This window comes from Nonomuraea sp. NPDC050540 (assembly GCF_044457485.1).
Taxonomy (GTDB): domain Bacteria; phylum Actinomycetota; class Actinomycetes; order Streptosporangiales; family Streptosporangiaceae; genus Nonomuraea.
Genome location: NZ_JBITHA010000010.1, coordinates 200,408 through 225,410 on the forward strand (window position 1 = coordinate 200,408; position 25,003 = coordinate 225,410).

Annotated in this window: 23 protein-coding genes; 12 read left to right on the forward strand and 11 right to left on the reverse strand. The window is 69.8% G+C overall.

All coding sequences use genetic code 11. The annotated features are described in order from the left end of the window. Nucleotides 1-3 precede the first annotated feature (3 nt). The 7 genes from ACIBI5_RS31900 to ACIBI5_RS31930 all read left to right on the forward strand — a co-directional run bounded on the left by ACIBI5_RS31900 (nt 4) and on the right by ACIBI5_RS31930 (nt 6,557). Nucleotides 4-234, forward strand: coding sequence for a DUF6343 family protein (locus tag ACIBI5_RS31900; RefSeq protein WP_397252444.1), 231 nt, complete (start codon nt 4-6; stop codon nt 232-234). Between the two features lie 67 nt (nt 235-301). Then, nucleotides 302-1,285 carry a LacI family DNA-binding transcriptional regulator gene (locus ACIBI5_RS31905; RefSeq protein WP_379608998.1) on the forward strand — a complete coding sequence of 328 codons (984 nt, stop codon included), beginning with the start codon at nt 302-304 and terminating at the stop codon, nt 1,283-1,285. A 99-nt stretch (nt 1,286-1,384) separates the two neighbouring features. Then, the gene (locus ACIBI5_RS31910) at nt 1,385-2,731 is read left to right on the forward strand and encodes an extracellular solute-binding protein (protein ID WP_397252446.1); all 1,347 of its coding nucleotides are present in this window, start codon (nt 1,385-1,387) and stop codon (nt 2,729-2,731) included. After that, nucleotides 2,731-3,654, forward strand: coding sequence for a carbohydrate ABC transporter permease (locus ACIBI5_RS31915; protein WP_397252447.1), 924 nt, complete (start codon nt 2,731-2,733; stop codon nt 3,652-3,654). The genes ACIBI5_RS31910 and ACIBI5_RS31915 overlap by 1 nt, the downstream gene beginning before the upstream one ends. Further along, on the forward strand, nt 3,651-4,508 hold the full coding sequence (locus ACIBI5_RS31920) for a carbohydrate ABC transporter permease (protein WP_397252448.1): 858 nt from the start codon (nt 3,651-3,653) through the stop codon (nt 4,506-4,508). Before ACIBI5_RS31915 ends, ACIBI5_RS31920 begins: the two co-directional genes overlap by 4 nt. Before the next feature lie 4 nt (nt 4,509-4,512). Beyond that, nucleotides 4,513-6,018, forward strand: a complete 1,506-nt coding sequence (locus ACIBI5_RS31925) for a glycoside hydrolase family 13 protein (protein ID WP_397252449.1) — start codon at nt 4,513-4,515, stop codon at nt 6,016-6,018. An 11-nt stretch (nt 6,019-6,029) separates the two neighbouring features. Continuing rightward, entirely contained in the window at nt 6,030-6,557 is a 528-nt protein-coding gene (locus tag ACIBI5_RS31930; RefSeq protein ID WP_397252450.1) for a carboxymuconolactone decarboxylase family protein, read from the forward strand. A 3-nt stretch (nt 6,558-6,560) separates the two neighbouring features. Here ACIBI5_RS31930 and ACIBI5_RS31935 read toward each other — a convergent pair whose 3' ends face one another. The 8 genes from ACIBI5_RS31935 to ACIBI5_RS31970 all read right to left on the reverse strand — a co-directional run bounded on the left by ACIBI5_RS31935 (nt 6,561) and on the right by ACIBI5_RS31970 (nt 15,672). Then, the gene (locus ACIBI5_RS31935) at nt 6,561-7,556 is read right to left on the reverse strand and encodes a LacI family DNA-binding transcriptional regulator (protein WP_397252560.1); all 996 of its coding nucleotides are present in this window, start codon (nt 7,554-7,556) and stop codon (nt 6,561-6,563) included. Nucleotides 7,557-7,568: 12 nt separating this feature from the next. After that, nucleotides 7,569-8,939: a GH1 family beta-glucosidase gene (locus tag ACIBI5_RS31940; protein ID WP_397252451.1), complete on the reverse strand. Its 1,371-nt coding sequence runs from the start codon at nt 8,937-8,939 to the stop codon at nt 7,569-7,571. Next, entirely contained in the window at nt 8,936-9,739 is an 804-nt protein-coding gene (locus tag ACIBI5_RS31945; protein ID WP_397252561.1) for a carbohydrate ABC transporter permease, read from the reverse strand. The genes ACIBI5_RS31940 and ACIBI5_RS31945 overlap by 4 nt, the downstream gene beginning before the upstream one ends. Beyond that, nucleotides 9,739-10,668 carry a carbohydrate ABC transporter permease gene (locus ACIBI5_RS31950; protein ID WP_397252452.1) on the reverse strand — a complete coding sequence of 310 codons (930 nt, stop codon included), beginning with the start codon at nt 10,666-10,668 and terminating at the stop codon, nt 9,739-9,741. Before ACIBI5_RS31950 ends, ACIBI5_RS31945 begins: the two co-directional genes overlap by 1 nt. Further along, nucleotides 10,665-11,954 (reverse strand): extracellular solute-binding protein, encoded by a 1,290-nt coding sequence (locus ACIBI5_RS31955; RefSeq protein WP_397252454.1) that lies wholly within the window; start codon nt 11,952-11,954, stop codon nt 10,665-10,667. The genes ACIBI5_RS31950 and ACIBI5_RS31955 overlap by 4 nt, the downstream gene beginning before the upstream one ends. A 183-nt stretch (nt 11,955-12,137) precedes the next feature. Beyond that, nucleotides 12,138-14,696: an FtsX-like permease family protein gene (locus ACIBI5_RS31960; protein ID WP_397252455.1), complete on the reverse strand. Its 2,559-nt coding sequence runs from the start codon at nt 14,694-14,696 to the stop codon at nt 12,138-12,140. Next, nucleotides 14,693-15,442 (reverse strand): ABC transporter ATP-binding protein, encoded by a 750-nt coding sequence (locus ACIBI5_RS31965; RefSeq protein ID WP_397252456.1) that lies wholly within the window; start codon nt 15,440-15,442, stop codon nt 14,693-14,695. The genes ACIBI5_RS31960 and ACIBI5_RS31965 overlap by 4 nt, the downstream gene beginning before the upstream one ends. Next, nucleotides 15,439-15,672 (reverse strand): hypothetical protein, encoded by a 234-nt coding sequence (locus ACIBI5_RS31970; protein WP_397252457.1) that lies wholly within the window; start codon nt 15,670-15,672, stop codon nt 15,439-15,441. Before ACIBI5_RS31970 ends, ACIBI5_RS31965 begins: the two co-directional genes overlap by 4 nt. Nucleotides 15,673-16,095: 423 nt before the next feature. Here ACIBI5_RS31970 and ACIBI5_RS31975 point away from each other — a divergent pair, with 423 nt between their 5' ends. The 3 genes from ACIBI5_RS31975 to ACIBI5_RS31985 all read left to right on the forward strand — a co-directional run bounded on the left by ACIBI5_RS31975 (nt 16,096) and on the right by ACIBI5_RS31985 (nt 18,771). Next, the gene (locus ACIBI5_RS31975) at nt 16,096-16,230 is read left to right on the forward strand and encodes a hypothetical protein (RefSeq protein WP_397252458.1); all 135 of its coding nucleotides are present in this window, start codon (nt 16,096-16,098) and stop codon (nt 16,228-16,230) included. Next, on the forward strand, nt 16,218-16,883 hold the full coding sequence (locus ACIBI5_RS31980) for a LuxR C-terminal-related transcriptional regulator (protein WP_397252459.1): 666 nt from the start codon (nt 16,218-16,220) through the stop codon (nt 16,881-16,883). Before ACIBI5_RS31975 ends, ACIBI5_RS31980 begins: the two co-directional genes overlap by 13 nt. 619 nt (nt 16,884-17,502) lie before the next feature. After that, nucleotides 17,503-18,771, forward strand: a complete 1,269-nt coding sequence (locus tag ACIBI5_RS31985; protein ID WP_397252562.1) for an IS110 family transposase — start codon at nt 17,503-17,505, stop codon at nt 18,769-18,771. 84 nt (nt 18,772-18,855) lie between these two features. Here ACIBI5_RS31985 and ACIBI5_RS31990 read toward each other — a convergent pair whose 3' ends face one another. The 3 genes from ACIBI5_RS31990 to ACIBI5_RS32000 all read right to left on the reverse strand — a co-directional run bounded on the left by ACIBI5_RS31990 (nt 18,856) and on the right by ACIBI5_RS32000 (nt 23,164). Continuing rightward, nucleotides 18,856-20,184, reverse strand: a complete 1,329-nt coding sequence (locus ACIBI5_RS31990) for an MFS transporter (RefSeq protein ID WP_397252460.1) — start codon at nt 20,182-20,184, stop codon at nt 18,856-18,858. A gap of 283 nt (nt 20,185-20,467) precedes the next feature. Next, nucleotides 20,468-21,364 (reverse strand): serine/threonine-protein kinase, encoded by an 897-nt coding sequence (locus tag ACIBI5_RS31995; protein WP_397252461.1) that lies wholly within the window; start codon nt 21,362-21,364, stop codon nt 20,468-20,470. 45 nt (nt 21,365-21,409) lie between these two features. Further along, nucleotides 21,410-23,164: a class I SAM-dependent DNA methyltransferase gene (locus ACIBI5_RS32000; RefSeq protein WP_397252462.1), complete on the reverse strand. Its 1,755-nt coding sequence runs from the start codon at nt 23,162-23,164 to the stop codon at nt 21,410-21,412. A 76-nt stretch (nt 23,165-23,240) separates the two neighbouring features. Here ACIBI5_RS32000 and ACIBI5_RS32005 point away from each other — a divergent pair, with 76 nt between their 5' ends. After that, entirely contained in the window at nt 23,241-24,011 is a 771-nt protein-coding gene (locus tag ACIBI5_RS32005; RefSeq protein WP_397094837.1) for a PP2C family protein-serine/threonine phosphatase, read from the forward strand. Nucleotides 24,012-24,174: 163 nt separating this feature from the next. After that, nucleotides 24,175-24,978, forward strand: a complete 804-nt coding sequence (locus ACIBI5_RS32010) for a CHAP domain-containing protein (RefSeq protein WP_397252563.1) — start codon at nt 24,175-24,177, stop codon at nt 24,976-24,978. Nucleotides 24,979-25,003 lie beyond the last annotated feature (25 nt).

Sequence of the window (25,003 nt, forward strand, 5' to 3'; positions counted from 1 at the left end):
ATCATGTGGTTGCGCAACCGCGAGGGCACGGAGCCGCTGAGCGCGCGCAGCCCGGTGCGCGCCCGCCGGATCCTGTCGGTGATCGCGCTGGTCGTGGGCACGGCGCTGGCGATCTTCTGCCTGTTGCGCGCGATGAGCACCGGCGAGGAGGTCTGGCGCTGGGAGGCGGCGATCGCCGGGTTCGTGGCCGTGGTGGCCGCGGCCGACCTCCTGGTGCTGCGCCGCCGCCGCTAGGACGACCTCTACGTAAGTGAGCGCAAGCCAGTGTAAATTCTTGCGTGAATAGTCGTATGATTTGCGCATGACACGACGACTGGCAGAGGTGGCCAAGAAGGTCGGAGTGAGCGAGGCGACGGTCAGTCGCGTGCTCAACGGCAAGCCCGGGGTGTCGGACGCCACGCGGGAGGCGGTGCTGACCGCGCTCGACGTCCTCGGCTACGAGCGGCCGAGCCAGTTGCGCGGCGACCGGGCCAGGCTCGTCGGCCTGGTCCTGCCCGAGCTGCAGAACCCGATCTTCCCCGCCTTCGCCGAGGTCGTCGGCGGGGCGCTGGCGCAGCAGGGGTTCACGCCGGTGCTGTGCACCAGGACGGTCGGCGGGGTGACCGAGGCCGAGTACGTCGATCTGCTGCTGCAACAGCAGGTCAGCGGCGTGGTCTTCGCCGGTGGCCTGTATGCGCAGGCCGACGCCGCGCACGGCCACTACGAGCTGATCCTGGAGCGCAAGCTGCCCACCGTGCTGGTCAACGCCGCCGTCGAGCACCTGGGGTTTCCGCAGGTCTCCTGCGACGACACGGTGGCCGCCGAGATGTCGCTGGCCCACCTGCGCGCGCTGGGCCACGAGCGCATCGGCATGGTGCTCGGCCCCGCCGACCACATGCCCTCGCGGCGCAAGCTGGCCGTGTTCCTGTCGAGCGGGGGCGATCCCGAGCTGGTCGAGCAGACGATGTTCTCGCTGGAGGGCGGGCACGCGGCCGCCGCCAGGCTGGTCAGGCGCGAGGTGACCGGCATCGTGTGCGCCAGCGACCTGCTGGCGCTGGGGGCGGTGCGCGCGGCCAGGCGGGCCGGGCTGTCGGTGCCCGAGCACGTCTCGGTCATCGGCTACGACGACTCCGCGCTCATGAACTGCACCGATCCGCCCCTCACCACGGTTCGCCAGCCGATCGACGCGATGGGCAGGGCGGCGGTCGACCTGCTGGTCGCGCAGATCGGCAAGGCGGCCGTGCCCGCCGACGAATTGCTGTTCGAGCCCGAGCTGGTGGTGAGGTCGTCGACCGCCCGCGCCTAATCGTTATCTTGCGTATATCTGTCGAATTATTGCAGCCTTCTGTTCGCGAACCTATCGTGTGGGCCACACCACAGGGATCGCACCAGAAGGGTCAGATCCATGCAGAGCAATCGCAGAGCCCTGGCACTGCTCCTCATCGCGGGGCTTGCGGGACCAACGGCATGTGGCACGTCCACACCCGCCTCGAAGACCGAGGGCGGCAAGGTGACGATCAAGGTGGCGTGCCAGCCGGCCAAGAGCGACCCGCGCAACCGCAAGGTCTGGGACGACGACGTCGCCGCCTTCCAGAAGGCGCACCCGGACGTGACGGTCGTGAGCACGGACCAGCAGCCGTGCTTCGACCCCAAGACGTTCGGCCCCAAGCTGGCCGGCGGCCAGGTGGAGACCGTCTTCCGGGTGCCGGTGACCAACACCCAGGACGTGATCGCCAAGGGCCAGGCGCTCGACATTTCCGGCCTCACCGGTGAGATCAAGAACTTCGCCGACTTCTCGCCCGCCACCATGACCCCCTACAGCGCGGGCGGGAAGGTCTACGGCATCCCGACCAGCACCTACAGCGTCGGCCTCGTCTACAACCGCAAACTGTTCACCCAGGCGGGACTCGACCCGAACAGCCCGCCCAAGACCTGGGCCGAGGTCCGCGAGGCGGCCAAGAAGATCGCCGGGATCGGCGCCGGTTACGTCGGCTACGGCGAGTACAGCGGCGGCAACACCGGCGGCTGGCACTTCAACCAGGCCATCTACGGCCGCGGCGGCGAAATGGTGACGCCCGACGGCAAGCAGGCGGCCTTCAACAGCCCGGAGGGCAAGGCCGTCCTGCAGTTCCTCAAGGACCTGCGCTGGAGCGACAACAGCATGGGCACCAAGCTGCTGGTCGGCTGGGAGTCGCTGATGCAGGCCATGGGCAGCGGCAAGACCGGCATGATGCTCGGCGCCCCCGACGTCGTGCCCGACCTGGTCAACAAGTTCGGCGGGCAGATCGCCGACTACGGCATCGCCCCGTTCCCCGAGGCCAAGGCCTCGCTGAGTGGCGGTGAAGGCTTCATGATCAACCCGAAGGCCACGCCGGAGGAGGCGAAGGCCGGACTGCGATGGATCGACTTCTACTGGACCACGCCGGGCCAGGGCGCCTTCGACTACGAGCGGGCGAAGACGATCGGCAACCCGGTCGGCCTGCCCAACAACTCGCTGTTCGGCGACTCGCCGTCCGGCAAGAAGATCGCCGACCTGCAGAAGCAGCACGCCACGCTGCCGGTGGAGAACTTCTCGCCCTTCGTCGAGGGTTCGGCAGCGGTGCCGCCGAAGCTGGAGCCGCCGAAGGCGCAGGAGCTCTACGCCATCCTGGACGTGGCCATGTCGGCCGTGCTCAGCCGTAAGGACGCCGACCTGGACAAGCTGCTCACCGACGCGGAGAGCAAGGCCAACGCCGTCCTGGCCAAGAGCTGATGCTGATCGCGGATGCCGGGGCGCGGCGGCGGGCACGCGTGCCGTCGCGGCTCGGCCGTTCGATCCGGCGCAACCTGACCGCCTACGGGTTCCTGTGCGCGGCGCTGGCGTGCTTCGCGGTGTTCGCGTGGTACCCGATGGTGCGCACGTTCATCCTGAGCTTCCAGCAGACCAACCTGATCGACGCGCCGACCTGGGTCGGGCTGGACAACTTCCGCACCGTGGCCGACGACCCGGCCTTCGGCGAGGCGTGGCTCAACACGCTGGAGTTCACCGTCCTGGCGCTGCTGTGCGGGTACGTGGTGCCGTTCGCGATCGCGATCGTGCTCAACGAACTGCGGCACGCGCGGGCGTACCTGCGCTTCGTGGTCTATCTGCCGGTCATGCTGCCGCCGATCGTGTCGGTGCTGATGTTCCGGTGGTTCTTCGACCCGGGGCCGGGCCTGTTCAACCAGATCCTGGACGTGGTGGGCATCCCTCCGCTGGCCTGGCTCGACTCCACCAGCACCGCGCTGATCTCGCTGGTGATCGTCTCGACCTGGATGAACCTGGGCAGCGGCACGCTCATCTACCTGGCCGCGCTGCAGAACATCCCCGGCGAGCTGTACGAGGCGGCCGAGCTCGACGGCGCCGGAGTCTGGCGGCGCATCCGCCACGTCACGATCCCGCAGACCAAGCTGATCCTGCTGCTCATGCTGATGCTGCAGATCGTCGCCACGATGCAGGTGTTCATCGAGCCGTTCATGCTCACGCTCGGCGGACCGGAGAACGCCACGCTCACCGTCGCCTACCTCATGTACCAGTACGCCTTCGTCTACGGCGGCAACTACGGCGCGGGCGGCGCGCTGGGCCTCATGCTCATGCTCGTGCTGCTGGCCTTCGCCGCCGTGCAGCTGCGGCTGAACCGCCAGGACCGCCCATGACCCGGACGATCATCTCTCCGTTGCAGCTCGGCTCCCGCTGGGGCAGGCGCGTCTACTGGCTCGTGCTGGTGACCGTGCTGGTCACCTTCACCCTCGCCTTCGTCTTCCCGCTCTACTGGATGATCACCGGGGCGATGAAGACGGGCGAGGAGATCGCCCAGATGCCGCCCACGTTCTTCCCGGCCAACCCGAGCCTGGACGCCTTCATGGAGGCGTGGGAGCTGTTCGACATCGGCACACTCCTGCGCAACACCGGCGTCTACGCGCTCGGCGCCTGGGCCTTCACCATGGTCATCGACGTCACCGCCGCGTTCGCGCTGTCGAAGTTGCGGCCGATGTTCGGCGGCTTCATCCTCGGCGCGATGCTGGCCACGCTGATGATCCCGCCGATGGTGGTGCTCATCCCGCTGTACGTCACCGTCGTCGACCTGGGCCTGCTCAACACGCCGTGGGCCATCTGGTTCCCCGCGGCGGTCAACGGGTTCAACATCTTCCTGCTCAAGCGGTTCTTCGACTCGATCCCGCGCGAGCTGCTGGAGGCCGCCGAGATCGACGGGGCCGGCGCGGCGCGCGTGCTCTGGTCGGTGGTGCTGCCCGTCTCGCGGCCCATCCTCGGCGTCGTCTCCATCTTCACCGTGGTCAACGTCTTCAGGGACTTCGTCTACCCGTTCCTCGTCCTGTCCGACAGCGACAAGATGACGGTCTCCGTGGGCCTGTCCCAGACGGCCGGCCAGGTGACCCAGAACGCGATCATGGGCGGCCTGGTGATCGCCGGCATCCCGACCGTCATCGTGTTCTTCCTTTTCCAGCGGCACATCATGGCGGGCCTCACCGCCGGAAGCATCAAGGGGTAACCACATGTCGCAAGCGTGGTGGCGGGGGGCCGCGATCTACCAGGTCTACCTGCGTAGTTTCGCCGACGGCAACGGGGACGGCGTGGGCGACCTCGCCGGGTTGCGGGGGCGGCTGCCGTATCTGAAGGACCTCGGCGTGGACGCGATCTGGCTCAACCCCTGGTACCCGTCGCCGATGGCCGACGGCGGCTACGACGTGGCCGACTACCGCGGGATCGAGCCGGTCTTCGGCACGCTGGAGGAGGCGGAGAAGTTCATCGCCGACGCCCACGAGCTGGGCATCAAGGTCATCATCGACGTGGTGCCCAACCACAGCTCCACCGAGAGCGCCTGGTTCAAGGAGGCGCTGAGCGCGCCGGAGACGCGCGAGCGGTTCTGGTTCCGCGACGAGCCGAACGACTGGCAGTCGATCTTCGGCGGCCCGGCGTGGACGCAGGTGGCCGACGGGCAGTGGTACCTGCATCTGTTCGCACCGGAACAGCCGGATTTCAACTGGGACTCGCCCGAGGTGCACGCCGACTTCGAGAACGTGCTGCGCTTCTGGTTCGAGCGCGGCGTGGACGGCTTCCGTGTCGACTCGGCCGCCCTGCTGTTCAAGGACGCCGAGCGCTGGCAGGACCTCGACCCCGTCCACGACGTCTACCGGCGCTGGCGGGAGATCGCCGACGAGTACGGCGACCGCATCCTCATCGGCGAGGTGTGGCTGCCCGATCAGGAGCGCTTCGCCCGCTACCTGCGTCCGGACGAGCTGCACACGGCCTTCAACTTCGACTTCCTGTCCTGCCCGTGGGAGCCGGCGGAGCTGCGCCGCGTCATCGAGCTGACCCTCGCCACGCACACCCCCATCGGCGCGCCGCCGACGTGGGTGCTGTCCAACCACGACGTCACCCGCCCCGTCACCAGGTACGGCAGAGCCGACACCACCTTCGCCCACGGCGGCGCCCTGCACGGCACCCCTTCGGACCCGGAGCTGGGCACGCGCCGCGCACGGGCGGCGGCGCTGCTGGCCATGGCCCTGCCCGGCTGCGTCTACGTCTACCAGGGCGAGGAACTGGGCCTCCCGGAGGTCGAGGACCTGCCGGACGCCGCCCGCCAGGACCCCATGTACGCCCGCTCCGGCGGCGCCAACCGGGGCCGCGACGGCTGCCGCGTCCCGCTGCCGTGGTCGGGCGAGTCGGCCCCGTTCGGCTTCGGCGGCCACCCGACCTGGCTGCCGCAGCCGGCGGACTGGGCGTCGCTGACCGCGAAGGCCCAGACCGGCGACCCGGGCTCGATGCTGTCCCTCTACCGGGCCGCCCTGCGCCTGCGCCACGAACTGCTCGGCGACGGCACCCTGACCTGGCTGCCCATGGGCGCGCACGTCCTGGCCTTCACCCGCGACTCCGGCCTGACCTGCGTGACCAACCTCGGCCCCGACCCGGTACCCCTCCCACCCGGCGAGATCCTGCTGGCCAGCGGCCCGCTGACCGGCGACCACATCCCCCAGGACACCACCGCCTGGCTGATCTAGCATCGGGACGCGTGACCAGACTCACCCCTTCGCGCCCCGACCGGCTGGACCCGGACGCCCGCGCGGTCTACGACAAGATCACCTCTGGACCGCGCGGAGCCTCCGTGACCGACGCGGACGGCGCCCTCATCGGCCCGTTCAACGCCATGCTGCTCAGCCCGCCGGTCGGCGACGCGCTGCAGGAGCTCGGCGCCGCCATCCGCTACGGCTCCCGCCTCACCGGCCGCTGCCGCGAACTGGCCACGCTGGTCGTCGCCAACCACTGCGACAGCGCCTTCGAACGCCAGGCGCACGAAACCCTGGCTCGCGACCTCGGCTTCACCGAAGGGCAGCTGGCGTCGCTGCGCGCCGGTGAGGAGCCGCCACTCGACGACGAGGAGGAGGTGGCCGTCCACCGGATCGCCCGCGCCCTGGTCACCCGGGGCGACCTGGACGAGGAGGAGTACACGCTGCTGGCAGAGCCGGTGCTGTTCGAGCTGACCACGCTGGTCGGCTACTACCGCACGCTCGCCCTGCAGATGCGCGTCTTCCGCGTCTAAGTTCTAGGCCGACTCGCGGATGATCAGCTCGGTCGGCAGGATGACCGGATCGGCCGGACCGTGCTCGAACAGCGCCAGCAGCAGCCGCACCATCGCCGCCGCCTGGTCGAAGACCGGATGCTTCACCGTGGTCAGGGGCGGCTCGGTGTACTTGGCCGCCTCGATGTCGTCGAACCCCACCACCGCCACGTCATCGGGCACCCGCCGGCCCGCCTGCCGCAGCGACTGCAGCGCGCCGACCGCCATCAGGTCGTTGGCCACGAACACCGCGTCCAGCGCCGGATCGTCGTGCAGCAACTGCCGCATCGCCGTCGCGCCCGACTCGCGGGTGAAGTCGCCCACCGCCACGATCGAGCGTCGGTCGGAGTCGCGCAGCACGTTGCGGTAGCCGGTCAGGCGGTCCTGCCCGGCGATCATGTCCAGGGGGCCGGCGATGGTCGCGATGCGCCGCCTGCCCGTCTCCAGCAGGTAGCGCACCGCCGACTCGGCGCCGCCCACGTTGTCGTTGTCGACGAACGGGATGTCCACCGGTACGGCCGGCCTGCCGTACGAGACGACCGGCACGCGCAGTCGCGAGACGGCGGCGGGCAGGGGGTCGGCGCCGTGCATGGAGATGAGCATGACCCCGTCGACGTGCCCGCCCGCGATGTAGCGCTCCACGCGCGCGTGGCTCTTGGCCGATGAGGCCAGCATCAGCACGACCTGCTTGTCGGCCGACTCCAGCTCGACGCTGGCCGTCCTGATCACCGTGGAGAACAGCGGATCCTCGGAGAAGACCCGCGTCGGCGGCTCCGAGACGACCAGCGCGATCGAGTCGGTACGCTGGGTGACGAGGCTGCGGGCCGCGCTGTTGGGCACATACCCGAGCTCGTCGATCGCCCGCAGCACGGCATCGCGGATCCCCGGCGCCACGGTCGTCTGACCGTTGACGACCCGCGAGGCGGTCGCGCGCGAAACCCCGGCCCGCGCCGCGACCGCCTCCAACGTCGGACGTTTCATCACGCTAGGAATCTACAGTCCGTTCCTGGCTATGACGTCGCGGTACCACAGGGCGCTGTCCTTGGGGGTACGCGCCTGGGTGTCGTAGTCGACGTGGACGATGCCGAAGCGGCGGCGGTAGCCCTCGGCCCACTCGAAGTTGTCCAGCAGCGACCACACCAGGTATCCACGCAGGTCGGCGCCCTGTCGCACGGCGTCGTGGGCGGCTCGGAGGTGGCCGTCGAGGTAGGCGAGGCGGTCGGCGTCGTGGATCCGGCCCCCTTCCACGACGTCCTCGTAGGCGGCGCCGTTCTCCGTGACCATGAGGCCGACCTGGGGGTAGTCGCGCGAGAGCCGTACCAGAAGCCTGGACAGGCCGGACGGGACGACGGGCCAGCCCATCGCGGTCCTGGGGGCGTCCACGGAGGTGAAGGCCACGTCGTCCGAGCCGGGCCAGGCCGGGTCGGCGGGGGTGCCGGGGGCGGACGCCACGAGGCAGGGGTTGTAGTAGTTGACGCCGACGAGGTCCACCGGAGCGTTGATGAGGGTCAGGTCGCCGTCGAGGATGTGCGCGGTGCCGCCGTTGCGCTCGGCGGCCGCGAGCACCTCCGCGGGGTAGGCGCCGCGCAGCGCGGGGTCGAGGAACTGGCGGTTGAGCAGCGCGTCGATCCTGCGTACGGCCGCCGCGTCGGCCTCGGACGGCTCGGCCTGCGGATCGTTCACCTGGGCCGTGGTCAGGACGGGGGCGGCGTTGACCACCAGCATGATGCTGCGGGCCCCGGCGGCGCGCAGTTGCCTGGCGGCCAGGCCGTGGCCGAGCAGCAGGTGGTGGGCGGCGCGCATGGCGGCGGCGGGGTCGGTGCGGCCGGGGGCGTGCACGCCGTTGCCGTAGCCGAGGAACGCCGAGACCCAGGGCTCGTTGAGCGTGGCCCAGTGCTCGACGCGGTCGCCCAGCCTCGCGTGTACGGCTGCCGCGTACTCGGCGAAGCGGTAGGCGGTGTCCCGGGTGGCCCAGCCGCCCCGATCTTCGAGTGGTTGGGGGAGATCCCAGTGATAGAGCGTCACGTAAGGCGAAATTTCGGCCTTAAGTAGCTCATCCAGGAGTCTGTCGTAAAAGTCGAGGCCTGCCGGGTTGATCGCGCCCGAGCCGGTCGGCTGGACGCGGGGCCAGGCGATGGAGAAGCGGTAGGCGGCCAGGTTGAGCTCGCGCATCAGCTTCACGTCGTCGGCGTAGCGATGGTAGTGGTCGCACGCGACGTCGCCGGTGTCGCCGCCGACGACCTTGCCGGCCGTTCTCGAGAAGGTGTCCCAGATCGACTGGCCGCGCCCGTCCTCTGTGGCCGCCCCCTCGATCTGGTAAGAGGCCGTGGCGGCACCCCAGACGAAGTTTTCCGGGAAAATCATCCCTTAACAGCTCCTTGCATGATTCCACCGATGATCTGCTTGCCGAACACGGCGAAGACCAGGACGAGCGGCAGCGTGCCGATCGCCGTCCCCGCCAGGCCGAGCACGTAGTCGTTGACGTAGCCGCTGGCCAGCGTCGAGAGCGCGACCTGAACCGTGGGGTTGTCGGGGGTCAGCACGACCAGCGGCCAGAAGTAGTCGTTCCAGGCCGACATGAACGTCAGCATCCCGAGCACCGCCATCGCCGGCCTGGCCACGGGCAGCACCACGTGCCAGAACAGCCCCCACGTGGTGGCGCCGTCGACCCGCCCCGCCTCCAGCAGTTCGTTGGGCAGCGCGCGCTCCAGGAACTGCGTCATGAAGAACACCCCGAAGGCGTTGACCAGGGCGGGCACGATCAGCGCGTACATCGTGCCGGTCCACTCGACCTTCACCATGAGCATGTAGAGCGGGATGATCCCGAGCTGGGCCGGGACCATCATCGTGCCGACCGTGATCAGCAACATCGCGTTCCTGCCGCGGAAGCGCAGCTTGGCGAAGGCGAAGCCGGCCAGCGTCGACAGGAACATCACCGCCACCGAGATCGCCCCCGCCACCAGCACCGAGTTGGCCAGCGCCAGCGCGAACGGCACGGTGTCGAAGACGCGCGAGACGTTGGCGAGGAAGTTGCCGCCGGGCAGCAGCGGTGGCGGCACCTCGGCCAGCGCCGAGTTGTGCCGCGAGGCCACGACGACGCTGTAGTACAGCGGGAAGGCGGAGAAGAAGGCGACGGCGATCAGCGTCAGGTATCGGAGCCGCATCACAGACCGCCCTTCATCCGGCGCGTGAGCAGGTAGTTGATCCCGGCCGCCAGGACCACGAAGAGGAACATGATCCAGGACGCCGCCGAGGCGTACCCGAAGTCGAACTTGGTGAAGCCGTGCTCGTAGACGAACAGCGAGAGCGTCTGGAACTGCCGGTCGGGACCGCCCGTCACGCTGGAGCCCCCGAACAGCAGCGGCTCGGCCAGGATCTGCATCGCCCCGATGGTCGAGACGATGACCACGAAGACGATCGTGGGCCGGATCATCGGCACCGTGATCCTGCGCAGCTGCGTGAGGTTCGACGCGCCGTCGATGGTGGCCGCCTCATACAGCTCCCTGGGTACGGCCTGCATAGCCGCGAGGAAGATCAGCGCGTTGTACCCGGTCCACCGCCACATGATCATGACCGAGATGGCGATGTGCGACGTCGCGGTGCCCGCGGCCCAGTCGATGGTGCCCACCCCGAACCAGCCGAGCACCCAGTTGATCAGCCCGAAGTCCCGTCCGAACAGCTGGCTGAAGATCACCACGACCGCGACCACGCTGGTCACGTTCGGCAGCAGCAGGCTGATGCGGAAGAACGTCTGCATCCGCAGCGGCCGGTTGAGCAGGTGCGCCAGCCAGATGGCCAGCAGCAGCTGCGGCACCGTCGAGATGACCCCGATGGACAGCGTGTTGAAGGTGGCGTTCCAGAAGTAGGCGTCACCGAGCAGCGTGCCGAAGTTCCCGAGCCCGACGAACGTGTGCACGTCGGACAGCAGTGTCCACTCGTGCAGTGACACCCACGCGGTGTAGAGGAGCGGGAACAGCCCGAAGGCGCAGAACAGCAGGAAGAAGGGGGCGACGTACGCATACGGCGACACCTTCATGTCAACGACGTGCCGTCTGCGCCTCCTGGACAGCGCCCTCAGCGAGATGACGCTCATTTGATCTTCGCGACGTCCTGGAGGACCTGCGCCCACGCCTCGTCGGGCGACTGCTTACCCTGCTCGACCCGGCCGAGTCCGTTGCCGATCGCGGTGCGCACGTCGGCCTCCTTCGGGCCGAGGTGCTGGGGCTTGAGTGCCTTGGCGGCGTCGGAGTAGATCTTGCCGATCGGGGCGTCGCCGAAGAACGGCTTGGTGAACGTCTGGATCGACGGGTCGTCGTAGAGCGCCGGGATCGAGGGGAAGGTGCCCTCCTCCTTGAAGACCCGCGCCTGGTTCTCCTTGGAGGTGAGGAAGTCGATCAGTTCGGCCGCCTCCTTGGCGTGCTTGCCCTGCTTGGGCAGCATCAGGTGGGAGCCGCCGCTGTTGCCGGAGCCGCCGGGCACGGCCGCGATGTCCCATTTGCCGGAGGCGTTCGTGGCCTGCTCCTGGATGTAGCCGGTCATCCAGGCCGGGCAGATGATCGTGGCGAACGAGCCCTTGGCGAAGCCGGTGTTCCACGGCGGGGAGAAGGCGGCCAGCTTGGCCGACAGGTTGTTCTGGGAGATCTGGTTGGACAGGTCCCAGGCCTTCTTCACATCGGGGTTGGAGTCCACGATGATCTTGTCCGTGGGGTCGTACAAGCCGACGGGCGCCTGGTTGACCATCGCGCGGAAGATCTCGCCGGGGGAGTCCACGAACTTGGCCCCCGCCACGTTCGCGGCCGCGAACTTCTTGCCGGTCTCGATGTAGGACTCCCAGGTGGGCCAGAGCCCCGCGACCTCGGCGCGGTCGGTGGCCAGCCCCGCCTTCTTGAACAGGTCCTTGCGGTAGCACATGGCCAGCCCGCCGACGTCGGTGCCGAGGCCCAGCACCTGCGCGCCGTCCTTGCTGATGCCCTGCTGCCACTTCCAGTCGAGGTAGTCGGCCTGCCGCTTGTCCAGCCCGAACTGCTTGAGGTCGTGGAACTTGCCGGTCAGCGCGGTGAACGTGCTGATGTAGCCCACCTCGACCGCCTCGATGTCGGCCGCGCCCGCGTTGGTCGCCAGCCGCTTGACCAGGTTGTTGTGGTGGTCGTTGAACTGAGTGACCTGCTCGATGATCTCGACGTTCGGGTGCGTCTTCTTGTACTCCTCATAGAGCGGCTTGAAGCCGAAGTCGCCGAAGAGGCCGACGGTGAGCTTGACCTTCTCGGCGGGCTTCGCGGAGGAGGCCGTGCCCGCGGTCTCACCGCCGCCGCCTCCGCAGGCGGTGACGGCGAGAGCGAGCATCAGGGGTACGGCGAGCAGTCGCAGACGAGGGGTCATGGAAACCCTCCAAGGCTTTCCTGGGAACGATGAGAGAGCGCTCTCTCAGAGTTATCTCGCCCTTCACTGCAGCTCGTCAACGGAGGTTAGATAACGATCCGAGCGACATAAGAGAACGCTCTCTCGGTGTTTCCTGGCTGTTTGCCCAGGTCGCGCCGGTCGTTCTTCGGTTTGGGAGCGCTTTCATGCCACCCGCTCGCTGCGCCGTACCAGCCGGCGGGCGGGCAGGTCGTACGCCAGCCCGACCACCGCGCACACCACCGCCACCGCCGCGGGCGCCAGCCAGAGCGGGCCGGCCGGCCACGGGCGGCCGAGGAAGCCGATGCTCAGGAACATCAGCGGCACCGCGCTCATCAGCAGGCCGGCCACCGACGCCGTGAGCGCGATCAGCAGCGCCTCCCAGCGGATCATCGAGCGGATCTGGCCCGGCGTCGCGCCGAGCCGCCTGATCGCGGTCAGCTCCGCGCCACGGGCCGCGGTGGTGGCGACCAGCCGGTTGGCGACCGAGACCAGCACGTACCCGAGCAGAACGGCCAGCACCGCGATGTTGATCCACAACTGCGCGGAGGTCTCGCCCGCCTGCGGCGAGGTGGCGGCCGAGGCGACGCTGAGCGCGGGCCAGCGCTCGCTCAGCTTGTTCAGCGCCGACGGGTCGGCCGTGCGCACGAACACGGTCGAGTCGAGATCCGTGGTGGTGTGCCCGGCGACCAGGTCGCGCGCGAGCACGATCGGGCCGAGTCCGAGTGCCCGGCTGTAGGTGGCCACGACGCGGGCCCTGACCTTGGCGCCGTCGCCCAGCACGAGGTCGCGATGCTCGCCCACCGAGCCAGAACGCTCGTCGATCGCGATCGACGGCCCCTTGAGATCGGCCAGACCGCCCTTGGTGACGCCCAGGTCGACCAGGCCGCGGGCCTCCGGCCCGAGGACCATCGCGGAGCGCGCCATCGCCGACTCGGCGCCGTCGCCCAGGGCGAGGCCGCGTCCGATGACGGTCGTGGTCGACGCGGTGACGGCCGAGCTCACGCCGGGCACGGCCCGGACCTCGCCGAGCAGGTCGCGCGGGATGCCGCCATAGGCGGGCGCGGTGATGACGGCGTCGGCCCTGAGCGTACGGGCGGTCTCGTCGGCGGTCGCCCGCATGACGGTGGTGTGGGTCAGCGCGTTGCTGGTGCCCAGCGTGATGACCATGCCGAGCGCGGCGACCGCGCCGGCCGTCCTGAGCGCGTAGCCGTGGGTGTTGGACACCGCGAGCCAGAGCGGCGGGGACACACGGGCGGGCAGCACCCGGACCAGCAGGCCGGTGGCCTTCTGCACCAGCCTCGGACCCGCCAGCGCCAGGCCGATCACCGACAGCAGGCCGCCCATGCTGGGGCCCAGGACCGCGACCTCGCCGCGCAGGAACAACGGCATCGTCGACAGACCCATGGCGGCCAGGATGATCAGCAGGCCGCTGTTGAAGCGTACGGCCGACGGCCGGCGCGGCTCGCTCTGCGCGTCACGCACCGCGGCGACCGCGGGCATCTTGGACGCCGAGATCGAGACGGCCCAGGCCGACACCCGCACCACGCCGAGCAGGACCAGCGCTGCGGCGGCGGCAGGGATCGGGCTGTAGGTCAGCGGGAGCTCTGGGGGCAGCAGGCCCAGATGGATCAGCAGATCGCCGAAGTGGGCGGCCAGGTAGTAGCCGGCGGCGGCGCCGGGCAGCAGGGCCGCCAGGGCGGCGGTCATGCCCTGGACGGCGACCAGCTTGCGCACCTGACGCGGGGTCGCGCCGGCCGCGCGCAGCAAGGCCAGGTCGCGCCGCTGGCGGGTGATCGACAGCGAGATGCCGCCGCCCACGACGAAGCCGACGATGAGCATGCTGATGCCGCTGATCGAGCTGGGCAGGGCTATCAGCATGCCGCGGGCGGCGGCCGTACCGGGGGACTCGGCGTCGCCCTTGTCCGGCCCTGTGCGTACCTCGTAGCGTTCGCCGACCTTGCGGTGCACGGCCTCGGCCAGGTTCGCCGGGTCGGTGCCCGGTGCGGCGCGCAGCGCGATCAGGTCGACGGTGCCCGCGCGCGGGCCGCTCGTCCGGCCGGCCAGCTCGGCGGCGGTACGGTCGGCGAAATACAGATCGGGCCCGTCCATGACACCGGTGACCCGGTACTCGCCCCGCCTGCCGCCCGCGACGACCTCGATGCTCGCGCCCTGCCGTACGGCCAGCGCCTTGGGCACCACGATCTCGTCGCCGGCCCGCGGCGCCCGGCCACTGATCAGCTTCCCCCCGGCAAGGGCCGCAGAACCCCACCCATGCCCGGTCCCCGCCACGGCTTGGCCCGCCGATGCGGCGCCACCCTCCACCTCTTTCTTTGCGCCACCCTTCACGTCGCTCTTGGCGTCGCTCCTTCCGTCGTCCGGCGGTGTGGCGTCGCCCTTCAGGCCGCCCAGGGGTGTGGCCGGGAAGCTCACGTCACCCGTGGCCGAGGCGACGCCGTCGAGGCGGGCCAGTTCACCCGCCAGCGTGGCCGGCAGCACGGCCCGCTCGGGCAGCGCAACGGGCAGATCGCCCTCCTGCGCGAGGCTCTGCGGGGCGGAGACGAGTACGTCGGCGTGGACGAGCCGCTGGCCGGAGATGTTCGAGCGCAGCCCCGACTCGATGATCACGCCGGTCCCGGTGATCAGCGCCATGCCGCCGAACACCGCGAAGAAGGCCACGACCAGCCCACCGAGCCCCGACATCGCGAGCGCGGTCCTGATCACAGCGCACCCCCCACAGCGTGTACGGCGAGCCCGCCCCGGGCAAGCTGGGTGAGCCGCGCGGCCAAGTCCTCCGCCGACGGCTCGGCCAGGACGTCGACCACCTTCCCGTCCGCCATGACGAGCGCGTCGTGCGCGCGAGCCGCGGCGGCCGGATCGTGGGTGACCATGACGACGGTCTGCCCGAGGTCGTCCACCAGGCCGCGCAGCAGGTCCAGCACCTGGGCGGCGCTACGCAGGTCGAGCGCGCCCGTGGGCTCGTCGGCGAAGACCACGTCCGGCCGCCCGGCCAGCGCGCGAACGATCGCCGCCCGCTGCTGCTGCCCGCCGGACAACTCCGCAGGCCGGTGGCGCAACCGATCCTGCAACCCCACCCGCTCCACCAGCTCGCCGATCCAGGCACGATCGGGCCGCTTGCCCGCCAGCCGCAGCGACAACGTCAGGTTCTCCTCGACGGTGATCGCGGGCAGCAGGTTGTAGGACTGGAAGACGAAGCCGATGTGCTCGCGGCGCAGGACGGTGCGCTTGGTCTCGTTCAGCGAGCCGACGTCGACGCCGCCGATCGTGACCGAGCCGGAGGTGGGCTGGTCGAGGGCGGCGGCGCACTGGATCAGCGTGCTCTTGCCCGACCCCGACGGGCCCATCACGGCCACGAACCGGCCCTGCGGAAAGCCGAGCGACACGTTGTCGAGTGCCACGAGCTCGCCGTACTTCTTCGTGACCGAGGTAAGGGTGACGACGTGGCTCATGCCCGGCGCCCCGAGACGTGGCTGACGATGAGACCGGCGATGCACGCGACGGCGACGAGCCCGGCGACGATGCCGATCGCCGCGGTTCCATGGAGGATGTTGTTGGCGATCACGTTCACCACCGCGCTCACCGTCAGGACGAGCCAGAGGACGGCACGGGTGGCGGTTCTGCCCACGGGGCTCCGCTTGCCGGGGGCGCTCTTCGGGCTGATGCGGTAGGGATCGTTCATGAGAAGAACCCTAGAAAGCACCCTGAGCTGCAGGAATCCCGCGAGCTACCCACGTCACGGTAGTGCAGGCGGTAAGAAGATCCGTCCAGTTCGCCAACAGTCCGGTCGCACCCCGCCCAGGCCCCGACAGGGCCCCGGTCGCACCCCGCTCAGGCCCTTGCGGGCCCTGGTCGCCACCCGGCAGGCCCCCGATCGCGACCTGGCAGGCCCCGGTCACGACCCGGCGGGCACGGCCGCGACGCGGTCGGCTCCGGTCACGACCCGGCAGGTCCCCGATCGCGACCCCGGTCGGCTCGACCCGGTCGGCCAGTGGTCGCGACTTGGCCGCTTGTCCCGCAGCGCTGCGTCGATCCGTCCGAGCACGCGGCGCGGCTCACCCCGAGTGGAGGCGCCACGCGCACGACCGCGCGCGGACCTCGGCCGATGCGCTACGCGCATGACCGCACCCAGACCGCGGCGGGCCGGTTGACCGTCGGGGCGCGCGACGGAACGATGGCTCTGACCAGCCCCGACGGAGGGCCGACCATGATCGAGGTGGAACTGCCGTGCGAGTCGTGATCGCCGAGGACGACGCCCTGCTGCGTGAGGGCTTGGTCCTGCTGCTGACCGGCGAAGGCATCGAGGTGGCGGCCGCCGCGGGGGAGCCGGAGGGCTTCCTGGCCGCCGTCGAGGAACACCGCCCCGACGTGGCCGTCGTGGACGTCCGCATGCCGCCCACCCACACCGACGAGGGCATCAAGGCGGCGGTGAAGGCCAAGCGCCTGCATCCGGAACTGGGCGTTCTGGTGCTGTCCGCGTATGTGGAGCAGGCGTTCGCCACCGACCTGCTGGCCGTCGGCACCCGCGGCATCGGGTACCTGCTCAAGGAGCGGGTCGGCAAGGTCGAAGAGTTCCTGGACGCGCTGAACAGGGTCGGCGACGGCGGCACCGCGATCGACCCCGACGTGGTCGCCCAGCTCTTCGCCCGCCGCCGCGACCCCCTCGACCAGCTCACCGCCCGCGAACGCGAAGTCCTCTCCCACATGGCCCAAGGCCTGGGCAACATGGCGATCGCCGAGAAGCTGGTGATCTCGGAAGGCGCGGTGCACAAGCACATCCGCAACATCTTCGCCAAACTCGACCTGGCCCAGACCGACCGCGTGGACCGGCGCGTGGCGGCAGTGCTCGCCTACCTGGACAACACACCCCCCGACCCAAACCCAACCAGATAACAACCCACCCCACCCCCTTCCGGACACCCCCTCACCCCCCAAACCCCCGCCGCGCCCGCTCGGCGGCCCACCCGCATGCCCGAACGCGCACCCGCATGCCTACGAGCACGCCCGCCTGCCCCTCTCCCGGCACCCCGGAACACCAGAAGGCTCCCGCGCCCGCGGGCCGCTGCTGCCCTCGCGATCCACCCACTCATTGCGCCCAGACGGCGTTCCAGCCCATGCGAGGGAGCCGGCGTAGGCGCGAGACTCCCCGCCGAGCCGAGCCGAGCCGAGCCGAGCCGAGCCGAGCCGAGCCGAGGGCGGGGTCTGGGGCAAGGCAGGGGCAGGGCTCAAAGGGCGAGGCAGTGGGGCGCCGACTGGCTGGGTGAGGGGGTGGGGTTAGTCACTGATCTCCCTAGCGGGAGGCCCGTTCCGGGCTGAAAATCGGGGTGGTTGCCCGCCGACGTCGTGCCACTATGGTCCGCTTTGAGGCCGTGGGTTAGTCGGACGCCGGGAGCCGCGCTGTGGGCCCTTCACTGTGCTTCGAGCACGCGGACTAGATTCGCTTCTTCCCTAGCGGCTCCTCGGGCAGCGTGCAGGGAACTGGCGTGTGAGACGAGTGGCGGGAGGGTCTGTGATGCTGGAGGAATCCAGGGACCACGAGGAGATCATCGAGCGGGTCGCGGCGCTGGATGTCGGTAAGGCCACGCTGATGTGCTGCGTGCGCGTACCGGATGAGGACAAGCCGGGACGGCGGCTTCAGGAGGTGCAGTCCTACCCCACGATGACCCGCTCGGTGCTGGGGATGGCCGATCATCTGCACGCGCTGGGGGTCACCCGGGTGGTCATGGAGGCCACCAGCGACTACTGGAAGCCGATCTTCTATCTGCTGGAAGCGGCCGGGTTCGAGGTGTGGCTGGTCAACGCCCGCGATGTCAAACACCTGCCCGGCCGCCCGAAGACCGACCGGCTGGATGCGGTGTGGCTGGCCAAGGTCGCCGAGCGGCAGATGCTGCGGCCCAGTTTCGTCCCCCCGCCCGAGATTCGTCAGCTGCGGGACCTGGCCCGCTATCGGGTCGATCTGATCGGCGCGCGTACTGCCGAGATGCAGCGCGCCGAGAAATTACTGGAGGACGCCCAGATCAAGCTGTCGGTGGTCGCCTCGGACATCTTCGGTGTCTCCGGCCGGGCGATGATGGCCTCGTTGATCGCCGGGGAACGTAACCCTCGTGTGCTGGCGCAACTGGCTCGCTCCAGCCTCCGCAAGAAGATCAGCCAACTGGAAGAGGCGTTCACCGGGCATTTCACCGAACACCACAGCTTCCTGTTGCGCACCATGCTGGCCCGCGTCGACCAGGTCAACCACGACATCGCGCAGGTCGACACTGCGATCGAGGAGCTGATCTCCCCTTTCGCGGGCACGGCGATCGACCGGCTGGATGAGATTCCCGGCATCGGTGCCATCGCCGCCCGAGCGATCATCGCCGAGATCGGCCTGGACATGAGCCGCTTTCCCACCGCCGCTCACCTGGCTTCCTGGGCCCGCTTCGCACCCGGCGTGCGGGAATCGGCGGGCAAGCGCAAAGGCCGCGGCGCCACCGGCCACGGCAACCGCTACTTGGCCCGTGTCCTGGGTGAAGCGGCTGTGGTCGCCGGCAAAAGCCACACCTTCCTCGGCGAACGCTTCCGGCGCATCGCCCGCCGCCGCGGCACCAAACGCGCGATCGTCGCGGTCGGCCGCTCGATCTTGACTATCATCTGGCACCTGCTGTCCGACCCCGACGCGCGTTTCATCGACCTGGGCGCCGACTTCTACGACCGACGACTCGGTCCCGAACGCAAGAAACGCAACCACATCCGCCAGCTCGAAGCCCTCGGCTACCGCGTCACCCTCGAACCTGCCTGACCAGCCACGCTGATCACGAACCCCGACGCGCCACCACACGCCAGGGTCCGCTGCCGCCTGCCCGCTAACTCTCCGATTTTCGGACTAGGGGGTGGTGGGTTGGGGGTTGGGTTCTGGGGTGGGTTCGTGGTCCAGGGGGTGGGCCAGTTCGTCGGCGGGCATGCGGGCCAGCAGGATGGCGATGATGGCGATCGGGAGCGGCAGGATGCCGGCGATGATGAACGTCGGGGTCAGGCCGATGGCCACGCTCACCGGGCCGGCCAGGGCCATGGAGACGGGCATGAAGACCAGGGAGACGAAGAAGTCGAGGCTGGATACACGGCCCAGGAGTTCCGGGGGTACGCGGCGCTGGAGCAACGTACCCCAGATGACCATCGGCGCGCTGAACAGGGCGCCCAGGATGAACGCGGCCAGCACGATCAGCCAGATGTTGGAGGCCACGCCGATGAGGATGAAGGGGAGGCAGGCGAGGCCCCACATGAGGTTCATGGCGGTCAGGTAGCGCTTGGGGAGTTTGCGGCTGGCCATCACCAATGAGGCCAGGGCGCCGCTGATGCCGAAGGCGGCCATGACGATGGCGTGTTCCTTCGGGCCGCCGCCCGCGCCGTCCTTCACCGCGAACGGGATGAGCACCTCCATCGGGCCCATCGTCACCAGGATCATCAGCGAGGCGAAGAGCAGGGTGGCCAGGAGCCACGGGGTCTTCAGCATGTAGACGAAGCCGTCGCGCAGGTCCTTGGCCATGGATCTGACGGGGTGGCCGGTGTCTCCCTCACTCTGGTCTCTGCGCAGCGGGACCGGGCGCATGAAGACCAGGAAGATCGTGGCCACGATCTGCGTACCGGCGCCTACCGCGAGGGCGGTGGCCGGGGACTGGGCGGCCACCAGGAAGCTCGCGATCGCCGGGCCCGCCGCCTGCATGACGACCGGGCGCAGGACGCCCTCCACGCCGTTGGCGGCCAGCAGATGGTCGGCGGGGACGATGGAGGGGAGCATCGCCGAGTAGGCCGGGTAGTAGAAGCCGCTGCCTATGCCGCGTACGAAGGCGACCACGGCCAGGTGCCAGATCTCGATCACGCCGGTCAGCGCCAGGGTGGCGATCACCATGGCGGAGGCGGCGAGGACGAGTTCGGTCGTCAGGAGTACGCGGCGCTGCGGGACCCGGTCGGCGATCACACCGCCGAGCAGCACCGTGGCCACCATGCCGACCGCGGCGCCGGTGGAGACGATGGAGAGCTCGCCCGCCTTACCGTCGAGGGCGATCACCTGCCAGACCATGGCCATCAGCCACAGGCCCTCGCCCAGCATGGACGCGGTGAGTGAGCCCGTCAGCAGGCGGTACTGGCCGTGCTGGAACGGGCGGAGCGGTCCGCGCAGCCAGCGCGCACCCTGTCCGGCGACGGGCTCGGTCATGGTGAGAGTCTCCTCGGGGAATGTGATGGGCACCACTATTGACCTCGGGACCGACAAAAACTCATCGGCCTCACGCTCCCGACACCCATCGAGACCGGGCAAGGGGGCGCGCCACCGAACAGCAGAGGGAGGCGCGCCAGGGCTGAGGGCCGCCGTAGGGCGGGAGGGCCTGGGAGAGCCGGTGGCAGGTGGGCCGGCAAGAGGAGCGGCGAGGCGGTGAGGGGAGGGAAGAGCAGTCAGGAGGAGAGACGGGGGAGGGGAGACCGGGGGCGGTGAGGGTGGGTCAGGGGGTTAGGGCTCGGCCTACTATTCGGGCGTACATGCGGCCCGGACTGGGGTCGGGGGCGAGGAAGCCGGGGAGCATCGGCAGGCCCTGGGCCAGGGGGTCGAGGCGGCGGTACAGGGTGGCGGCGTCGGCGGGGCGGGATTCGGGCGTCTTCTCCAGCAGGGCGGCCAGGATCGCGGCCAGTTCGGGAGGCAGGCCGGGGATCTCCGGTGGCGACTCCTTCACCTGCTGTTCGAAGACCACGTAGTCGGTGGGGCCGGTGAACAGCTGGCGGCCGGTCAGCATCTCGTGCAGGACGCAGCCCAAGGAGTACAGGTCGCTGCGCGGGTCGGCGAGGCCGCGTTGGATCTGCTCGGGCGCCATGTACGCGGGTGTGCCGAGGATCTGGCCGATGCGGGTGAACTGGCCGAGGTCGGTTTCGCGGAGCATGGCGAGCCCGAAGTCGAGGACCTTGACGCTGCCGTCCGGGCAGAGCATGAGGTTGGTGGGCTTGAGGTCGCGGTGGCAGATCGCCAGCGCGTGGGCGGCTGACAGGACGGCGGCGGCCTGGGCGGCGATGGCGCAGGCCCACGGCACCGGCAGCGGCCCGTGCTCGCTGACGACGTCGGCCACGGTGACGCCCTCGATGAACTGCATGACCTGGAACAGCCGTTGTTCGTGGGTGCCGAAGTCGTACAGGACGGGGGCGCCGGGGTGTTCCAGGCGGGCGAGGATGCGGGCCTCGCGGATGAAGCGCCGCTCCAGTTCCTCGTCGTCGGCGCTGAATCCGCGCATGTGCAGGAGCTTCACGGCGACCCTGCGGTCGAGGTGGCGGTCGTGCCCGGAGTAGACCGCGCCCATGCCGCCCTGCCCGAGCGGGAGGTCGTCGAGCTCATAGCGGTCGCCGATGACCATTCGCCCCTCCCCGCAGCCTTTCGGGAAAAAGCTACACCGTCAGGACTACGGGTGCAGATGCCCGTCGATCAAGCCGTCGAGGCCGAGACGGATCAAGGACTGGCCCAGCGCGCTGGCCTCGCGCAGCGCGTCTTCGAGATCGGCCAGCTGGCGGAAGGCGGCGCCGTACTCCCGCTGCTCCTCCATGGACACCCGGGGCAGGCGCGTGCGGCGGGCGTCGAAGCGGCTGGAGCCGGTCGTGGCGCGGCCGCCCGCGCCGCGCAGGAAACCGGCGAGGAAGTCGGCGTCCAGGCGGCGCGGGTCGACGCGGTAGAGCGTGAGGTGCGGGCCGAGCACGCCGTCGGGCTCGCCGATGACGCGGACGCTGGAGTAGGAGGCCACGACGTCGCCGGGTAGTACCGGGACCAGACCGGTGGACGGCGTGGTGCGGCCGGACGGTGGCGAGCCCTGCGCCACGTCGTCGGCGGTCAGCACGGGCAGCTCGCCGCCGTCGGCGGTCATGCGCGGCGGTGCCTGCAGCACCGCGACCAGCCCTTCCTTGATGAGGTCGCCGACGGTGGTGACGGGCCGTTCCAGCGGCTGGTCGAGAACCTTCAGATCCGGCGGTACGGCGGAGGCCGCCAGAAACCTGTCACGGGCCTCGGTGAAGGCCCTGCCCAGATCCTCCAGGCGGCGATGCCGGGCCGGGGTCATGTCGACCTCGTCGGCGAGCAGGTCGATGATGCGTACCGTCTGCTCGGAACGGTCCTCCAGGTGCGCGCGCCAGGCGGGCTCGACGGCGGACAGGTCGTCGGTGGCGTCCACGATCAGCACGTCGGAGGGCGGGCGCTCGCCCTGCGTGGGACGGCGCAGCAGCCACAGGTCGGAGCCCGGCAGCGCGATCACCGCGCGCAGGGCGCCGGCGCGCAGGAGGTTGGCCCGGATGCGGCGGCCGGGCTTGCGGCTGGCGGCGGCGGGCGGCATGAGGATCGCGACCGTGCCGCCGGGCCGGACGTGGGTGAGGCAGTGCTGTACCCAGGCCAGTTCGGACTCGCCGCGCGGCGGCAGGCCGTGCTCCCAGCGGGGGTCGCCGGTGAGCTCCTCGTAGCCCCAGGCGCGTTCGTTGAAGGGCGGGTCGCAGACGACGGCGTCGGCCTTGGCGCCGGGGAAGCCGTCGCGGCGCATGGAGTCGCCGGCGACGATCTCGGCCTCGTGGCCGCCGAGCCGCAACCGGGCGGCGGCGATGCGGGCGGAGGAGGCGCTGAGGTCCTGGCCGAGGTAGCGCGGCCCGGGGACGGCGCCGGCTGCGGCCAGGAGGAGGGTGCCGACGCCGCAGGCCGGGTCGAGAACGGTCCCGCCCTCCGGCACGGCCAGCCGTACCATCAGCGCGGCCACTTCCTCACGGGTGACGGACAGCTGGCGGGAGTGGGCTTCCAGGTAGCGCTCGCAGAGGAAGTCGTAGGCCGCCGCGGCGCCCTCCTCGCCGGCCAGCTCGGTGATCATCGCGGCCAGCTCCGGGTCCGGCACGCTCTCGCCGCCGGTCAGCAGCGCGCCGGCCTCGGCGACGAGCTCGCCGAGCCGCAAATCTCCGGCGGCTTTCAGGCGTTGCCACACCCGGTCGGCCAGTGATACCTGGTAGGACTTCCCATAGCGCAGCAGCCAGGCCTCGACCTGGCGCAGCAGGAACAACGGCTGGTTGGCGGTTCCGCCGACCGGCTGGGGGAAGTCGTCGTGGCGGCGTCGCCAGTTGCTGACCGCGGCACGCCCGACACCGGCGAGCCGGGCGATGTCCCCGGCGTTGACGGTGGGGTCGTGGCTCATGACGCCCACAGTAGTTCACAAGAGTCTTCAGCGCATCTGCTTGTGAAGTCTTTCAACCAATGATTTACTGCAGGGTATGAAGCACAACATCCGCTATGCCGCGGGATCAGACGTGGGCCGCCGCAGAGAGCAGAACGAGGACGCGGGCTTCGCGAGCGCCCGCCTGCTCGTCGTGGCGGACGGCATGGGCGGGCACGCGGCGGGAGAGCTGGCGAGCTCGGCCGCGATCGCCGTCATGCGCGAGCTGGATGCGTCGCTTCCCGAGACGGGCGCCGATTTGGAGGCCGCGCTGGAGGGCGCCGTGCACGAGGCGGCGCGCCGGCTGGTCGAGCTGGCCGACATCGACCCCGCGCGCCGGGGGATGGGCACCACGGTCACCGCCACGCTGTGGGACGGCTACCGCTTCGCGCTGGCTCATCTGGGTGACTCCCGTGGGTACCTGCTTCGCGACGGTGCTCTTTACCAGATCACCAAGGATCACACACTTGTGCAGTCCATGGTGGACGAAGGGCGGATTACCGAGGACCAGGCGGCGGTGCATCCGCGCCGGTCGATGGTGCTGCGCGTGCTGGGCAGCGAGGGCAGGGCGGAGCCGGACATGTCGCTGCGCGAGGCCGATCCTGGAGATCGCTACCTCCTCTGCTCCGACGGGCTGACCGGGGTCCTGGGGCCCGAGATCCTGCACGAGATCCTGACCACTGTGGCCGACCCGGCCCTCGCCGTCCAGAGGTTGATCGATCTTGCCAACCAGGGCGGCTCGCCGGACAACGTCACCGTCATCGTGGCGGACGTCGTGTCACCGGGGGAGGGTGACGCGAAGGTCTTCCGCGTCGGGGCCGGTTCCTAAGCCGCGTAGTAGCTAGTCACCCGCGCCACAAAAGCCACATTTTGCCACCCCAGTGACTATCTTCCGGATGTACGGCACGCGATCACGAAGGCGCTACTACAGTCCATCGTGATCTGCCGGTTATCTGGGAGGAGTCGTCCTGGACCCGATCGCTGAAGATCTTCTGGAAAAGGTCCGCCCGGAGCTCGGATACCGGGAAAAGGGCGGGCAGCACACCAAGTTCGGCGAGTGGTACGCGGATCGCCTCCAGGATCCCCAGTACAAGAACGCGCCGTGGTGCGACATGTTCATCGCGTGGGCCGCGGAGAAGGCGGGCGTCGGCGAGTACGTCGGCCAGTTCGCCTGGACACCCTCGCACGCCGCCTGGTTCATCAAGCAGGGCGCCTGGTCGCGCACGCCCGAGCCCGGCGCCCTGGTCTTCTACGACTGGAGCGGCGGCAAGAGCTACAAGGGCGTCGACCACGTGGGCATCGTGGAGAAGGTCGACGGCACCAAGATCCGCACCATCGAGGCGAATGTCGACAAAGTCTGGTTAAAGCGGAAATTTCGTGACCAGGAGAAAGTCGTCGGCTACGGCCTGCCCCGCGTGGTCAAGGAGAAGACGCTGGCCGGCACGCTCCAGCCCACCGAACAGCCCACCGCCTACGCCCCCGAGCTCAAGACCTACACCGAGATGCCCGCGAAGGATTCCCCGCTTGACCTCCTCGGCACCCCGCAGGCCCTGCTCGCCTTCATCGTGCTGACCACCGTCGTGGTGAGCTTCCGCCTGGCCGGCCGTAGTCGTGGCACGCACCGCAGGGTCCTTCGCGAGCTCGTCCCATGGAACGCGCCAACCCCGGAGCTCCCACCGGAACCAGTGGAACCTCCGGTGCGCGAACGGGCGCCCAACCGCTTCCACGAAGGGCCGCCGCCGATCCATCGCACCCACGTCAGAACGCGGGGCCGCAGGCCGTACGAACGCCTCTGAGAGGGGCGGTCACCTGCGACGCTGG